Raw genomic sequence first — 13,650 nt, 5'->3', positions numbered from 1 at the left:
GAAAACAGTTGAACCGGATAAAAGATATGCTCAACGGAATCGAGTTCAAACATAATGTGAAGATCCTCTATGGCTGTGAAGCGGGAAGCAGGGCATATGATTTTGCATCCGAAAATAGCGATTTCGATATTCGGTTCATCTATATCGCTCCTTTTAAGGACTATCTTTCCTTGACGAGGAAGGGGGATACCATTACCCTCCAAGAAGGAGAATATGACATACAAGGTTGGGATTTGAAAAAGGCATTGCTTTTGGCGAAAAAATCAAATCCATCCATATATGAATGGATACTATCCCCTATCGTTTATAGAGAAATGAGCCCGGTGATGGTTCAATTAAAAGAAATGATCCAAAGCGATTTTTCAAAGAAAGTGCTGGCCCTCCATTATGTGAATATGGCTAAGAAGAATCTTCACGCATGGAGCGAGAAAAAAGAAAGTTCTTATCTTGTTCACTCGGTCCGTGCATCTCTTATGTTGGAACAGGTCATCCACCATGATATTTTAACGATTCAGTTTAAGGAGCTTATAAAAAAAAGCAGAGTGTTCAATAGCGATGAGCTATCGCTACTATTTCGCTTGAAGATGGGAGAAGATTTGACCGAACATCCAATCATCCTTCAACTTACTACCAAATTAAAGAACTTTTTAACTGCTTCCGAAAAGCCTTTGGTCCATCTTAGCGAGGGGAAGGTGGAGCTTCACGACTTAGAGGGGCTATTTTTTCAAGAGCTGGGAATAGAGGGTGAGAGTGATCACGAAAGGTAATCGATTTCATGCCTGTGCCACCTGTAAGCATTATCAAGTGATAAAATTGGAGAGAGGTACGGTGTATCGTTGCAGTAGACTTGGATACGAAACGAAGCCACATTTCAAATTCAATTGTTGGCAACCTAAAGAGAACGTATTACAATTAATGAAAAAAGAACAGAGAAAAACGGAGGAACAACCATGAGCGTACACAAAGCAATCAGTGAGCATTCTAGGAAACAAAATCAAGTCGTGATGAACTTTCTACAACTTGAACAGCAAAGAGAGTCATACATAGAAGAGGCAATTGTACTATGCCAGCAAAACAAATCATTTACAACCGAAAAAATAAACGAGATAACGAAAAGAATCAATGAACTCGCTCGAAAAGGTATCGCTCCTCAACGTCAACTGGTGACGAAGGAAATGGTGGAGGAATTTGTTTCTAGAAGTAAATAACACGGGGGAGGGAAACCATGACGCATATCGTTTCAGCAAAATGGGTGAAGGAGCAGTTGGATGAGCTCATTATCATTGATTGCCGCTTTCATCTTCATGCACCGGAAAAAGGTTTTGAAGAATATAAAGAACATCATGTCCCGGGGGCCCATTATATGGACCTGAATCATGATCTTTCCGGAGAAGTCAATACTCATGGTGGCAGACATCCACTGCCTGATTTTCAGGAACTGCATCGTAAACTGCAAGAAGCGGGAGTCCATGACGATGGCACGGTACTGCTTTACGATGACCAGAACGGTGCCATGGCTTCAAGGCTTTGGTTTCTGATGCAAGTTATGAGTCATAAACATGTGTTGGTTCTGGATGGTGGCTACAGAGAATGGTTGGAGGAAGGATATCCTGTAACGGCAGAGGTGCCACAAAAGCAAAAGCAGGGAAGTTTTACTTTTAAGCTTGAAAATAAATTGTTGATGGAAAAGGAAGACATCAAGTCACAATTATCCTCCTACAAGAATGGAACCGCCTATCTTCTCGATGCAAGGGAGCCTAATCGTTATAAAGGAATCGAGGAGCCGATAGATAGGATTGCCGGCCATATACCAGGTGCTCTGAACTTTTTCTGGATGGATAGTCTGGAGAATGGAAAGTGGAAACAGAAAGAAGATTTAAAAGAAAGATTTTCCAAGCTGGACTCTTCTAAAGAGATTGTCGTCTACTGTGGTTCTGGTGTTACCGCCTGTCCGACGATCTTGGCCCTGAAAGAGGCTGGTCATACTAATGTCAAGCTTTATGCCGGTAGTTGGAGTGACTGGATAAGTTACACAGAGAACCCAATATCTAAAATAGAGAGCTAAATTTACCCTCATGTAAATTGCTGATCCCCTACACAAACTAAAAGGGATCCCAATGCAAAGGAGGAGATTTAGAATGGGTCGTACGAAAAAAGGAAATGCAAATGCGCAGCGTAACAATAACGCCAAGCAAAAAGGCAACATGGATACTGAGTTTGCTTCTTATGCGGAATACGAAGCAGCGAAAATGACGAACAAGAAAAATCATTAAATAATTGAGCCATCACCTTCTATGGTTGATGGCTTTTTTATATGTTGGAATCCACAGAGAACCATCTGTCCCTTGATCCCAATCTGTGCTATAATCATAAGCGGAAAAGAGAGGGAGTGTTCTTGTGAAAAAAGTATTACTGATAGATGGAATGGCATTATTATTTCGATCCTTTTTTGCCACTAGCGTCTATAACCGTTTCATGTACACATCCAACGGAATCCCGACTAATGCAGTACAGGGATTTGTTAAACATATGATCACTTCTATGGAAACCTTCCAGCCCACACATGTTGTTTGCTGCTGGGACATGGGAAGCAAGACGTTCCGTACCGAAATGTTTGATGACTATAAAGCAAACAGACCAGCCCCGCCACAAGAATTGATTCCACAGTTTGACCTGGTGAAGGAAGTCGTGGAGTCGTTCGATATCCCGAATATTGGACTTGCAGGTTTTGAAGCGGATGATTGCCTGGGGACACTTGCTGAACTTTATCGGGAAGAAGCGGAGGTCACTATTCTGACAGGTGACCAAGATGTTCTACAGCTAATCAAGCCTAATATTAAAGTGGCTCTGCTGTTAAAAGGCTATGGTAACTATGAAGTGTTGGATGAGAATGGATTCTATGAGAAAAAAGGTCTTACACCCCAACAGTTGATTGACCTTAAAGCGATCATGGGTGACAGTAGTGATAATTACCCTGGTGTTAAAGGGGTCGGTGAAAAAACAGCTACAAAGCTGTTGATGGAGTATCAGACTGTAGATGGTATTCTCGAAAATCTGGCGGCGCTAACTAAGAGCCAGCGCCAGAAATTTGAAGACAGCTTGGAGTTGTTGCACCTTTCTAGGGAGCTTGCAACTATCAAGTGTGATGTACCGATTGCTTGTGAACTTCATGATGCCACTATCACAATCGATCGCAGCAAGGTCGCAAGTAAATTTGATGAGTTGGAGTTCAAAAATTTACATGCATTTATTAATAAAGTTTGCTAACTACACAAATTACATTTAACTGTTGATTTCCGTTTCAGGCGCTTCGCTTTCCACGGGCGGTCCGGGAGCCTCCTCAGGCTACGCCTTGCGGGGTCTCCCATGTCCCTTCCTCCCGTAGGAGTCTTCGCGCCTTTCACTCCAATCAACATGGTTACTGAATATTATTAAAGTAATTTGTCTATACACTAAAGAGGAGATAAGCGAATCATCTTCTCTTTTTTATCTTTTGGTGTTATCTTTTTTTGCTTTATTTTCTAGCTTGGAATGTACTTCTTGTGCAAACTCCGCATCCTGCCCATAACCTTGCGGGTTAACACCTGGTGCTTTTTTTCCTCTGTTTTCTGACTTGTTTCTGCTCATACTTCTCACCTCCGTTAAATAGTTTTCCTTTCTCTTCTAAAAATTATGTTGAATTGTGGAGTTCAAACTGACCCAAACTAACCATGAGGTGATTAGGTTGAACCGACCATTGAAAATTGCATTCAGTGCCATCATGCTGGCACAATTTTTAAAAATACCGATAAAATATCTCCGTTCGGGAAAGTGGGAATGGAACACCTTCTTTGAAACAGGAGGGATGCCAAGTTCCCACTCAGCAGGAGTATCCGCTTTGGCCACCATCATTGCCCTGAAGAGGGGGTTCAGAACAATAGATTTTGCACTTTCAGCTATTTTCGGAGTTATTGTCATGTATGATGCCCAAGGGGTGAGACGTCAAACCGGGGAAATCACGCTTGCAGTCAACGACCTTGCAGAAAAATTGGACAGACTTGAAGGTAAGCCGGATAAAAATGTGCATGACAAATTGGAGAAACGTTTAAAAGAGCGCTTGGGTCATCAACCAGAGGAAGTGGTTGGAGGTGCTTTGTTTGGAATTGCATTAGCTTTCCTTGGAATGCGCTTGCTACCTAAAAAGAAAAAATTGGAACTTTGGAACAAACTTTAATGGGCAAACGACAAATTTTGCGGTAAGATTGTAGATGGGGATGAACAAAAGGGTGGATAGACATGGAAAAAACATGGAGTACAGAGGAATATCTGCAACAACTTACCGCAAAGGGTTTTAAATTTGGGGAAGATTCTCTTGGTTTTATAGAATTTGGAAAGCACTATACAGACAGTTCCGACTACTTGGTCAACATAGCCATCGAAATTACGTTAAAGGCACAAAAGCAATTTGATGGGAGCTTTTTTGTCTCATTCTTGGAAATGATCAAACAGGAACAGGTCCATTCCAAGCGTGCAGCCTTTGAATTGGCCAAGGAAAAAAGGATTATTTAAAAAGGACTTTCCCTCAATGGTGAAAGTCCTTTTAATTTAATTGAATGGCCTTACGTGAAAGTTCATCAGCCATTTTATTCTCTTTGCTCGGTATCCATTTGATAAAGAAAAGGTCCAGCTGATCCGATAAGCATAGTGCCTCTTCCAACAGTACCCGGTATTCCGTTTTTTTTGCAAAGCGCTTTTCCATCGCACTTTCCACAGCCTGTGAGTCAGTTCGAAAAGAGACAATGTTATAGCCTTGTTTTGAACAAATTCTCAAGGCTTCAATCAGAGCACAAAATTCCGCTTCATGATTCGACATGATCCCAAGTGGAATACTGTATTGTTCAGCACGTCCATGTCCCTTAATGAATACCCCTGCACCAGAAGGACCAGGGTTTCCAGCGCTTGCCCCATCTATATAAACTTCAATCATCCTATTCGCCTACCTATTAAAAAGTGTTATACAAACATATTTCCACATGTCCTGTGATAAGATAAGAATACACAATAACAGTAAAGGAATAAAGCCATATCATAGATACTTTTTCTCGACAGAGGGTATTAAGGGATATAGTTAGTTGGAAGGAGGATTTCCATTAGATGAACTTGACGTTGGAATGGCACTACCATACACCAAAACATATAGAAACAACCTTCAGAAGTGAAGAGCTCGACATCAGGATCGCGCTAAGGCTTGCTGAAGATATAGAAAAGACAGGAAGAGTGAAACGACTATCCTTCTTTGATCAGGATGGCTCGGAATGGACAAAAAAAGAGATAAACAAATGGATTAAACAGAGTGAAGTGGGAATATCGGACGTTGTAGCCTACTTTGATGGAGGGTACGATACAGACACTAGACTGGCGGGAATCGGAAATGTGGTTTATTATAATCAAAATAGAAAAGACTACAGGTACAGAATAAATGCCAGGCTTGAGGAACTTGAATCCAACAACGAATCGGAATATGCTGCGTTCTATTTTCTAGTACAACAGTTGGAGCATCTGGAAATACGGGCGATGGAAGTGACTTTTAAGGGGGACTCCCTGGTGGTTCTAAACCAGCTTTCCGGTGAATGGCCGTGCTATGACGAACTTTTTAATCGCTGGCTGGATAAAATAGAAGAAAAGTTGAAAGTACTGAAAATAAGGCCTATATATGAACCTGTCACACGAAAAGATAACACAGAGGCTCATCAGCTTGCAAAGCAGGCAATGGAAGGTACACCAATAGAAAGCAATTTGCTACTGTGAATATAGGAGTGAATAGAGAGAATGATTAATCGCAAAAAGATACTGATGGAGGTTGGTGAAATTTTAGATACGTATTGTACCGAGTGTCTTGTTAAGCAGACATTGCGGAAGGACTATGGCAAAACACATGCTCAATTCTTCTGTATCAGCGAATGTACAGTGGGTGCTGAAATCAAAAAGCTGGGAGATCAGTTGGTGGAGCGCAAGTAGTTGGCGCTTTACTGGCTGATTTTTTATTATGGCTTAAGAAAAACCAGGCAGAAACCGCCCGGTCCTTTTAAAGCTGTAAAACTTTAGTTGTTTGGTTAACGCCGCTGTTTCTTTCCGCAAATAGCTGCGCTTTCCGCGGGGCGACCTTGAGCCTCCTCGGCAAGCCTGCGGGGTCTCAAGATTGTCGCTACTCCCCAGCTGGAGTCTTCGCCATTTGCTCCAATCCACAGCTAGAAATTACGCAAACGAAACGTTAATTCTTTTTCAGTTAACTAAGTTAGATGCCCTTTCCTATACCCTTAGATGAATGAAGTCACTTTGTTGATTGGAGTGGAAGGCGCGCAGACGCCCGCGGGAGGAAGGGACAGGTGAGACCCCGCAACTAAGTGAGGATGCTCACGGACCGCCCGCAGGCAAGCGAAGCGCCTGGAAAGGAATCAACCGAATTATCTACTTTCTTATTCTTTTAAAAAACCGCCCATTAGGCGGTCATTTTCGTGCTTCAGATAGCTGATGTTCACACTGGTTAAGTGTCAGTTCACAGTTTTGAAGAAAATCTGTATCAAGTCCGGTACCAGCGTTTTTTGCATCATTAAGTAATGATCTTGCGTTGGAAATAGCTCTTTCTGCATGATCCATTGATTCCGCATCAAGGCTCATGGTAGCTGAACCGACCATTTTCTCAGCAGATTGGATGGACACTTCCACTTGGCCTAAATCGTTGTATCCAGTGTGTATTTCGTTATCATTATTATGTTGTTGGTTATCCATTTTTACAGCCTCCTTCTTTTTTTAGAATCGGTCAAAGGGGCCGAAGATATTCACGGTAAGTAAATTTTATACACCAAAAAAATCTGAAAATTAGAAAGAGACCAACCAAAATGGCGGTCTCTTTCTTTTACTTATATATTTTACAGTATATTTTACAGCCTTAGATTAAAGTTTTGAAACGTTGGCAGCTTGAGGTCCGCGGTTTCCTTCCACGATTTCAAAAGAAACTTCTTCGCCTTCTTCCAAGGATTTGAAACCTTCTCCAGTGATTGCAGAGAAATGTACGAATACGTCTTCTCCACCTTCTACTTCAATAAATCCGAAACCTTTTTCGTTGTTGAACCATTTAACTTTACCGTTTTGCATTGTTATATTTCCTCCTAAAAGCGCACAGTGTGCCGTAAAATTGTATTATCACAACCGAATTCCCAGACAAAAAGAATGCGGTTAAATGACAATTTCAATATACAATATTTTCTCTACTAGAGTCAAGGACTCGAACTTTGTACCTGTTTTATTTTTTATATTTCTACATACACATAGGTAAAGGGGGGATAAGCTATGCTGCGGACACATTATGAGGGTAGGGAAATGATCTTAAGGATCAAAACGAATCTTCATTTGTATTCATTAAACGAGGACATCATCTACCAAAGTCTGTGCTCGGTATTAAAGGACATTTATTTGATGGATTCCTTTGCAGTAAAGATTGACGACTGTCTGGTGGTAGGAGAAACTCAACAGAGTGCATATCCACTAATAACTGTGCAGAACATAGTTCCCGTCAAAAATATTGTATCCACGTAACTATACAAACAAATGTTTTGGTTTTATAATAAATGTAGGAAAAGAGAGAAGGTAGCGCACTCTTTTCCTGCATTTATTTTTACATAGAGCGGAGTGGAAGATGTAGTGAAATTAATTATTGCCGAAAAGCCGGATCAAGGATTGAAGCTTGCTGCTCCATTTTCCTTCAAGAAAAAGGATGGATACGTAGAAATCCCCCCGCAACCGATGTTCCCGAATGGCGCCTTGTTGACTTGGGCGGTAGGACATCTTTGTGAACTGTTATCCCCGGAAGAATACGACAAGGCATGGAAACGATGGTCCCTGCAAACTCTCCCAATCATACCCGAACGATTTCAACACAAAGTAACCAAATCCAAATGGAAGCAATTCCAAACAGTGAAAAAATTAGTTCATCATCCTGAGGTTTCAGAAGTCATTATGGCAGGTGATGCGGAGCGGGAAGGTGAAGCAATCATCCGCATCATCCTTCTTGTCAGCAACTGTAATAAACCTCTAAAGCGCCTATGGATATCCTCACTGACACCTAAAGCGGTACAAAAAGGATTTGAAAACCTTCTTGATGAGCACCAAACCAGGAATGTCTACTATGAAGCATTAAGTAGATCATGTGCTGACTGGTTGATAGGGATGAACGCGTCAAGAGCATATACTTTACTCTTGCAACAGAAAGGGATTTCCGATGTATTTTCCACTGGTAGGGTACAGACACCAACCCTCGCTTTAATTGTAAAAAGGGAGCTGGAAATAGAAAATTTCCAATCAAAGCCTTTCTGGGAAGTGCTGGCAACATTCAATATGAACGGAAAGAAATATAAAGGAAAATGGCATAAGAATGAGGAATCGAGGCTCGATAATCCAAATTTGTCCGAAAAAATAGTGCAGTTCTGTAAAGGGAAAGACGCTCGGATTGATACCATTGAGAAGGAACGAAAAGAATTTCAACCTCCTTTCCTATTCAACCTGTCTTCCTTACAGGCTACAGCCAACAGCATGTATAAATTTTCACCACAGAAAACATTAGAGATAGCTCAAAAGCTATATGTTAAAGGGATTATTTCCTATCCCCGCTCTGACTCAAGCTTTGTGACAAAAGAAGAGGCAGCCATGTTTCCCGAAACACTACAGAAGCTGAGTTCGTTTGATGCATTTAAAGCTTATTTTCCACTCCCATTTTCGTCCGTCATGAATAACAAGCGGGTGGTAAATGAGAAGAAGGTAACTGATCACTATGCCATTATACCGACCGAGCAGGTAACCGACCCATCTAAGATGTCACCTGATGAGGAGAAAATTTACACGCTTATAGCAAAGCGTCTTATTGCAGCTCACTACGATAAAGCGATTTTCGACTACACTACGATTAATACCTTAGTGGATGGGCGCGCCACGTTTTTCTCAAAAGGGAAAGAAGAGGTGCAGACTGGGTGGCGTACCGTCATCTATGGGAACAAAAAGGACAAGGAAACAGATGAAGAAGAACAAAATCTCCCTTCCCTTGAAAAAGGGGAAACAGGCAATGTCCATGATGTGAAAGTAAAAGAAGGAAAGACCCAACCACCGAAACGATATACGGAAGGTCAATTGATTACTGTGATGAAGACCGCCGGCAAGCACCTGGAGGATGGGGAATTGACGAAAGTGCTCAACAAAACGGAAGGTCTTGGAACAGAAGCGACCCGTGCTGGCATTATCGGGGTGCTAAAAGATAGAAAGTATATCGATGTTAAACGAAATCAAGTATTTGCTACCAATAAAGGAAAACTACTCATTCAGTCGATTGGTCCAAGCATTCTAGCAAGCCCGGAAATGACCGCTAAATGGGAGCAAAGGCTTCATGAAATCGGGGAAGGGAAGGCATCTCCAGAAGAGTTCATGGAGCAGGTCAAAAAGCTCTCCATTAAACTGATAGATGATGCCAAAACACAAAGTGACCAATGGTCATTTGAAGGAATGGACATCAGTGAATTCAAGTACACAAAAGGAAAGCGTCGAAGTCGTGGGTCGGCAGGAACGGGAACCAAAGTTGGCACTTGTAAAAAATGTGATGGGGATATAGTGGACAAAGGCTCATTCTATGGGTGTTCCAACTACAATTCAAATAAATGCAATTTTACCATCTCCAAAAAGATACTCGGAAAAACAATCTCCGCTACTAATGCGAAAAAGCTGTTAGGGGAAGGGAAAACTGATGAGATTAAAGGGTTCAAAAAAGGGGAAAAGGTATTCAACGCATCTCTGGAGTGGAAAGAGGACAGAATTCAATTTGTATTTTAAGATTCCATGGCCGGGTAGTAATATGCTCGGCCTTATTTTTTTACCTGACAAGGGAATAGTAGAAAGTGGTGACACAGGGAAGGAGGGGTTAAGTTTGCAGGAAGCAATACGATTAAAAAACGTGCATTATGAAACGGAAGACATACATATCTTAAAAGGAATTACAGGTGTCATTCGTGAAGGGGAGATCACAACTTTTGTCGGTCCCTCGGGTGCTGGCAAAACAACCTTATTAAAGGTGCTAAACGGTCTGCTTTCACCTACTTCAGGTGAAATTGTGATAAATGGCAAAGAGATTAACCAATATGAACCTACTGAGCTTCGTATGCTGGTTGGGATTGCTCTGCAAAGTGCCCCAATGGTCGATGGAGATGTGTTTGATAATCTTTCTTTGCCATTACGACTCCAGAATGGTTCACTGTCGGAAGAAGAAGCCAAGGAAATATTAAATGTTGTTGGTCTTGGAGAAGACCATTTACATCAGAACATCAAAGATTTATCAGGGGGGCAGAGGCAGAAGGTGTCCATCGCACGAACATTAGTTAACCGGCCAAAGGTATTGCTATTGGACGAAATTACGGCTTCTTTGGATCAAGTATCCCAAAAAGAAATCAATGAATTAATTCAAAAGGTAAGTAAGAAATACGGTACGACTATTGTATGGATAACTCACAACCTGAAACAGGCGCTGACTGTCGGAACCTACACGTGGTTTTTAATGAATGGGCAACTGTTGGAAGCGGGAAAAAGCAATGAAATTGAAAACTCCCGAAATGAAAAAGTCCAAGCTTTTCTTAGGGGGGATTTGGGATGAACGCACTGACTCTTTCCATCGCACTCATCTTTGTTCTCATACCTATTGTGCTTTCTAAATCCTTCCGGCTGGGCTTGGAGAAGGATACTATTATCGCGGTTGTAAGATCAGTGATACAGCTATTTATCGTCGGTTATCTGCTCACGTTCGTTTTTGAATCGGAAGGGTATTTTTTTATTACGTTAATGGTAATCATCATGATTGCTGCTGCGGTTCAGAATGTTGCAAGAAAGAAGACCCGGATCCAAGGAATCACATGGAAAGTGGCTATTACCTTTATTTTTATTGAAATCCTGACGCAAGGGATTTTGATCGGGTTCAATATCACTCCTCCAACCGCGCAATATATCATTCCGATCAGTGGCATGATCATCGGGAACTCCATGGTACTTGGAATCTTATTTCTAAATAGATTTATGTCAGAGGTAGAAGCAAGAGAGGACGAAATCGATTTGATCCTTTCTCTTGGTGGAACAACCAAGCAGGCCATTCATACCCAGCTCATACAGGCAATCAAGGCAAGTATGATTCCCACTATTGAAAGTCAAAAAACAATTGGGCTTGTCCAGCTTCCGGGAATGATGAGCGGACAAATCATTGCAGGTGCAAGTCCTATACAAGCTGTGCAGTTACAGTTGCTTATTTTATTTCTACTTCTGACTACCGCCTCTGTAACAAGCATTATGCTTGGATTCCTCTCTTATCCAACCTTGTTCAATGAGCGAAAGCAGCTTTTGAGGATGAGGTGATGTGGGTATATAAAAAAGCCATCGATTCTGATGGCTTTTCTTTAGGCTCTTTTCTCAAAGATTGTTGCTATTCACTAGTAAAAAGTCGGCAATTGGACTTTTTACAGTATATCTACTCTAAAACAGGCATGTAGTTTATTCAGTACAGCCGGGAAAAGAGCACGACAGTAAGGAATATAACGGTTGGTTTAACATTTCGAAAAAGCAACAAAGTTTACGAAAACAGCCTTTCTTTATGATATAAATTAACTTTTCATGCAATAACAAACAAAGGATAAACCCAATGGATTTATCCCTTGTTACTTCTATTAAGATCCTCTTCCATTAATCTCGCAATCTCGTTTGAGTCATAATGAGTCTGTTTTTTCAGTTGTTCAATGACACGTTCTTTCCTTAACGTGGAGTGGTGTTGGTTCAATTTCCACTTACCTTCTAGCTTCTCCACTTGCATTCTCAAGCCTACAATTCCGTTTAACATACTATCCACAGTGTCTTTGTTATCATCTAGTCGCCATGGGTTTTCAAACCCTTTTTCATAGAAATTCGTTGCTTCTTTCAATATATGTTTCAGCGATTTCTCATCCAGGACAATCTCTATTTTTCCGTTAGCATGTGCACTTACATAGTTCCAGGTAGATACAGTGTTTTCCTCTTCGTACCAAGAAGCGGAAATATAGGCATGAGGACCGGTGAATACTGCAAGGGCACGAGTGTCGTTCAGTGATTTCCATTGAGGGTTTGCTTTTGCCATATGCGATAGTAGGATGATGGAACCATCCTCCTTGTGAGAAACGATAAAAGGAAGGTGTGTGGCAATGGGAATCCCTTCGTGTTCGGAGAATAATATTCCAAAGCTATTTTCTTGGATAAACTGAATAATTTCATCCGTATTTTCATTAATAAATTGTTTAGGTATGTACATTTGAAATCTCCTTTGCAGATTACTAATAAACGGTAGCTGATAAATAGAATATATACTAAAAATTATAAAGGAATAGTTGAAAATTACCAATCAAAAAAAGATGGCTGTCCAGAAGAGTAATACCTCTTTTGAACAGCCTGAAAAGTTAAATTCACTTTATAGCTCCGTTTTATCCTTCTGATCTTTATTTCGCTTGTTTCCTTTGCTGTTATCACCAGCAACTTTCTCGCTTCCGCCTGTAATGCTGCTAGTAGGACTGTTTTGGTTTTGGCTTCCGCCTTTGTTATATTTCTTCGTCATGATGGTTATCTCCTTTCGGCAGGTTAGAACATCGGTAAGTTATCCAAGTTGTTGGTAGGATCTCCATCCGCATTCCCTCGGATATACATTTCGCCATCCTTGCCTTTAAATACATTTGCTCCAATGACTACACCTTGATTTACATCATTCAACGCTTCTTGATAGGAGAGGACTCTTCCGGTGGATGTTTTAAAACCTGTGATGTCTCCATCGCCATTTTTCTGCACTGCCACGAATGTTTCGCTCAAAGTTAATCCTCCTTTCTCTATACGATTGTAGCGTTTCCTTGTAGAATAAAATTATTCGGAGGTGGGTTTAGATGAAGTCGTTCAATTGGAATGAGGAAACGGAAAAAGCCTGGAACGAACGGGCTGGTTTTTGGCATGAAAATAGTGAGAACATGTGGCTGCATGGAAGCAGGAAGACCATTGTGCCGTTCATCCAGGCGAGGTTAGCAGAAGGGTCACATATTCTGGACGCAGGCTGTGGGGACGGTTTCGGATCCCTACTATTGGCGGAGAACGGTTATCAGGTAACCGGTATTGACATATCAGAGAAAATGATTGATCTTGCAACGGAAAAAAGAGTACATAATCATGTAATTTTTCAGAAAGGGGATTTGACAGCACTACACATGGACCCTTCATCAAAAGATGCAATCATGGCAATCAATAGTATTGAATGGGTGGAACAGCCCCTTCAAGTGTTGGAGGAGTTTCATAAGGTTCTAAAACCTAATGGGAAGTTGTTTATAGGCTTGCTGGGACCTACAGCAGGACCAAGAGGAAACAGCTTTCCGAGGTTATATAACCAAAAAGCAATCTGCAACACCATGATGCCTTGGGAGTTTGAACAACTTGCACAGGAAAATGGTTGGGAACTTATGGACGGGATGCCCGTATATAAGGAAGAAGCAAAAAAGCTGGACACTACTAACCTGCCTCGTATCCTGAAGCAGTCATTAACGTTCATGTGGGTGTTCATGCTACAGAAAAAATAAAGGGGCGATAGTG

The 13,650-nt window shown here is 41.3% G+C and carries 22 protein-coding genes; 15 read left to right on the top strand and 7 right to left on the bottom strand.

Annotated features, from left to right (window positions below; translation table 11 throughout):
* Window positions 1-8: 8 nt before the first annotated feature.
* The 6 genes from AB685_RS29640 to AB685_RS02155 all read left to right on the top strand — a co-directional run bounded on the left by AB685_RS29640 (window position 9) and on the right by AB685_RS02155 (window position 3,267).
* On the top strand, window positions 9-767 hold the full coding sequence (locus tag AB685_RS29640) for a nucleotidyltransferase domain-containing protein (protein ID WP_053073697.1): 759 nt from the start codon (window positions 9-11) through the stop codon (window positions 765-767).
* Complete coding sequence (locus AB685_RS31985; RefSeq protein WP_047969694.1) at window positions 754-954, top strand: hypothetical protein; 201 nt, start codon at window positions 754-756, stop codon at window positions 952-954. The genes AB685_RS29640 and AB685_RS31985 overlap by 14 nt, the downstream gene beginning before the upstream one ends.
* Window positions 951-1,208: a YpbS family protein gene (locus tag AB685_RS02165; protein WP_047968902.1), complete on the top strand. Its 258-nt coding sequence runs from the start codon at window positions 951-953 to the stop codon at window positions 1,206-1,208. Before AB685_RS31985 ends, AB685_RS02165 begins: the two co-directional genes overlap by 4 nt.
* Before the next feature lie 17 nt (window positions 1,209-1,225).
* Window positions 1,226-2,065 carry a sulfurtransferase gene (locus AB685_RS02160; RefSeq protein ID WP_047968901.1) on the top strand — a complete coding sequence of 280 codons (840 nt, stop codon included), beginning with the start codon at window positions 1,226-1,228 and terminating at the stop codon, window positions 2,063-2,065.
* A 73-nt stretch (window positions 2,066-2,138) separates the two neighbouring features.
* Window positions 2,139-2,273, top strand: a complete 135-nt coding sequence (locus AB685_RS32320; protein WP_262372560.1) for a hypothetical protein — start codon at window positions 2,139-2,141, stop codon at window positions 2,271-2,273.
* Window positions 2,274-2,397: 124 nt separating this feature from the next.
* Window positions 2,398-3,267: a 5'-3' exonuclease H3TH domain-containing protein gene (locus tag AB685_RS02155; RefSeq protein WP_082153466.1), complete on the top strand. Its 870-nt coding sequence runs from the start codon at window positions 2,398-2,400 to the stop codon at window positions 3,265-3,267.
* Window positions 3,268-3,486: 219 nt separating this feature from the next.
* On the opposite strand, the gene sspL is transcribed toward AB685_RS02155, so the two are convergent.
* Complete coding sequence (sspL, locus tag AB685_RS02150) at window positions 3,487-3,627, bottom strand: small, acid-soluble spore protein L (protein ID WP_047968900.1); 141 nt, start codon at window positions 3,625-3,627, stop codon at window positions 3,487-3,489.
* A 97-nt stretch (window positions 3,628-3,724) separates the two neighbouring features.
* On the opposite strand from sspL, the gene AB685_RS02145 reads away from it, so the two are divergent.
* A complete protein-coding gene (locus AB685_RS02145; protein WP_047968899.1) occupies window positions 3,725-4,213 on the top strand; it encodes a divergent PAP2 family protein in 489 nt (162 codons plus the stop codon).
* A gap of 62 nt (window positions 4,214-4,275) precedes the next feature.
* Window positions 4,276-4,548, top strand: coding sequence for a DUF6123 family protein (locus AB685_RS02140; RefSeq protein WP_047968898.1), 273 nt, complete (start codon window positions 4,276-4,278; stop codon window positions 4,546-4,548).
* Between the two features lie 31 nt (window positions 4,549-4,579).
* Here AB685_RS02140 and AB685_RS02135 read toward each other — a convergent pair whose 3' ends face one another.
* Window positions 4,580-4,966, bottom strand: coding sequence for a reverse transcriptase-like protein (locus AB685_RS02135; RefSeq protein WP_047968897.1), 387 nt, complete (start codon window positions 4,964-4,966; stop codon window positions 4,580-4,582).
* A gap of 167 nt (window positions 4,967-5,133) precedes the next feature.
* Between AB685_RS02135 and AB685_RS02130 the strand changes: the two genes are divergently transcribed.
* Entirely contained in the window at window positions 5,134-5,787 is a 654-nt protein-coding gene (locus AB685_RS02130) for a reverse transcriptase-like protein (RefSeq protein ID WP_047968896.1), read from the top strand.
* 21 nt (window positions 5,788-5,808) lie between these two features.
* Complete coding sequence (locus AB685_RS02125; RefSeq protein ID WP_082153465.1) at window positions 5,809-5,997, top strand: zinc-finger domain-containing protein; 189 nt, start codon at window positions 5,809-5,811, stop codon at window positions 5,995-5,997.
* A 489-nt stretch (window positions 5,998-6,486) separates the two neighbouring features.
* On the opposite strand, the gene AB685_RS02120 is transcribed toward AB685_RS02125, so the two are convergent.
* Window positions 6,487-6,768, bottom strand: coding sequence for a DUF2564 family protein (locus AB685_RS02120; RefSeq protein ID WP_047968895.1), 282 nt, complete (start codon window positions 6,766-6,768; stop codon window positions 6,487-6,489).
* Window positions 6,769-6,933: 165 nt separating this feature from the next.
* Window positions 6,934-7,134, bottom strand: a complete 201-nt coding sequence (gene cspD, locus AB685_RS02115; RefSeq protein ID WP_047968894.1) for a cold-shock protein CspD — start codon at window positions 7,132-7,134, stop codon at window positions 6,934-6,936.
* 195 nt (window positions 7,135-7,329) lie between these two features.
* On the opposite strand from cspD, the gene AB685_RS02110 reads away from it, so the two are divergent.
* From AB685_RS02110 to fetB, 4 genes are all read left to right on the top strand, one after another.
* A complete protein-coding gene (locus AB685_RS02110; RefSeq protein ID WP_047968893.1) occupies window positions 7,330-7,575 on the top strand; it encodes a hypothetical protein in 246 nt (81 codons plus the stop codon).
* 105 nt (window positions 7,576-7,680) lie between these two features.
* A complete protein-coding gene (locus AB685_RS02105) occupies window positions 7,681-9,852 on the top strand; it encodes a DNA topoisomerase III (protein WP_047968892.1) in 2,172 nt (723 codons plus the stop codon).
* Window positions 9,853-9,946: 94 nt separating this feature from the next.
* Window positions 9,947-10,666, top strand: coding sequence for a phosphate ABC transporter ATP-binding protein (locus AB685_RS02100; protein ID WP_047969691.1), 720 nt, complete (start codon window positions 9,947-9,949; stop codon window positions 10,664-10,666).
* A complete protein-coding gene (fetB, locus tag AB685_RS02095; protein ID WP_047968891.1) occupies window positions 10,663-11,415 on the top strand; it encodes an iron export ABC transporter permease subunit FetB in 753 nt (250 codons plus the stop codon). The genes AB685_RS02100 and fetB overlap by 4 nt, the downstream gene beginning before the upstream one ends.
* A gap of 289 nt (window positions 11,416-11,704) precedes the next feature.
* On the opposite strand, the gene AB685_RS02090 is transcribed toward fetB, so the two are convergent.
* From AB685_RS02090 to AB685_RS02085, 3 genes are all read right to left on the bottom strand, one after another.
* The gene (locus AB685_RS02090) at window positions 11,705-12,337 is read right to left on the bottom strand and encodes an FMN-binding negative transcriptional regulator (RefSeq protein ID WP_047968890.1); all 633 of its coding nucleotides are present in this window, start codon (window positions 12,335-12,337) and stop codon (window positions 11,705-11,707) included.
* Window positions 12,338-12,493: 156 nt separating this feature from the next.
* A complete protein-coding gene (locus AB685_RS31630; protein ID WP_198530441.1) occupies window positions 12,494-12,637 on the bottom strand; it encodes a hypothetical protein in 144 nt (47 codons plus the stop codon).
* Between the two features lie 23 nt (window positions 12,638-12,660).
* Window positions 12,661-12,885, bottom strand: a complete 225-nt coding sequence (locus AB685_RS02085; RefSeq protein WP_082153463.1) for a DUF3892 domain-containing protein — start codon at window positions 12,883-12,885, stop codon at window positions 12,661-12,663.
* Window positions 12,886-12,956: 71 nt separating this feature from the next.
* Here AB685_RS02085 and AB685_RS02080 point away from each other — a divergent pair, with 71 nt between their 5' ends.
* Window positions 12,957-13,637 carry a class I SAM-dependent methyltransferase gene (locus AB685_RS02080; protein ID WP_047968888.1) on the top strand — a complete coding sequence of 227 codons (681 nt, stop codon included), beginning with the start codon at window positions 12,957-12,959 and terminating at the stop codon, window positions 13,635-13,637.
* Window positions 13,638-13,650 lie beyond the last annotated feature (13 nt).

Source organism: Bacillus sp. LL01 (assembly GCF_001037965.1).
Note: the sequence above shows the minus strand (reverse complement) of the source record. Positions and strands in the feature narration are given on the sequence as shown.

Excerpts from the sequence above, each read along its gene's own strand:
- AB685_RS02140 (WP_047968898.1), top strand. The coding sequence starts at position 4,276 with ATGGAAAAAACATGGAGTACAGAGGAATATCTGCAACAACTTACCGCA.
- AB685_RS02135 (WP_047968897.1), bottom strand. The coding sequence starts at position 4,966 with ATGATTGAAGTTTATATAGATGGGGCAAGCGCTGGAAACCCTGGTCCT.
- AB685_RS32320 (WP_262372560.1), top strand. The coding sequence starts at position 2,139 with ATGGGTCGTACGAAAAAAGGAAATGCAAATGCGCAGCGTAACAATAAC.
- AB685_RS02080 (WP_047968888.1), top strand. The coding sequence starts at position 12,957 with ATGAAGTCGTTCAATTGGAATGAGGAAACGGAAAAAGCCTGGAACGAA.
- AB685_RS02165 (WP_047968902.1), top strand. The coding sequence starts at position 951 with ATGAGCGTACACAAAGCAATCAGTGAGCATTCTAGGAAACAAAATCAA.
- cspD (WP_047968894.1), bottom strand. The coding sequence starts at position 7,134 with ATGCAAAACGGTAAAGTTAAATGGTTCAACAACGAAAAAGGTTTCGGA.
- sspL (WP_047968900.1), bottom strand. The coding sequence starts at position 3,627 with ATGAGCAGAAACAAGTCAGAAAACAGAGGAAAAAAAGCACCAGGTGTT.
- AB685_RS31630 (WP_198530441.1), bottom strand. The coding sequence starts at position 12,637 with ATGACGAAGAAATATAACAAAGGCGGAAGCCAAAACCAAAACAGTCCT.
- AB685_RS02125 (WP_082153465.1), top strand. The coding sequence starts at position 5,809 with ATGATTAATCGCAAAAAGATACTGATGGAGGTTGGTGAAATTTTAGAT.
- AB685_RS02110 (WP_047968893.1), top strand. The coding sequence starts at position 7,330 with ATGCTGCGGACACATTATGAGGGTAGGGAAATGATCTTAAGGATCAAA.
- AB685_RS02160 (WP_047968901.1), top strand. The coding sequence starts at position 1,226 with ATGACGCATATCGTTTCAGCAAAATGGGTGAAGGAGCAGTTGGATGAG.
- AB685_RS02120 (WP_047968895.1), bottom strand. The coding sequence starts at position 6,768 with ATGGATAACCAACAACATAATAATGATAACGAAATACACACTGGATAC.
- AB685_RS02130 (WP_047968896.1), top strand. The coding sequence starts at position 5,134 with ATGAACTTGACGTTGGAATGGCACTACCATACACCAAAACATATAGAA.
- fetB (WP_047968891.1), top strand. The coding sequence starts at position 10,663 with ATGAACGCACTGACTCTTTCCATCGCACTCATCTTTGTTCTCATACCT.
- AB685_RS02090 (WP_047968890.1), bottom strand. The coding sequence starts at position 12,337 with ATGTACATACCTAAACAATTTATTAATGAAAATACGGATGAAATTATT.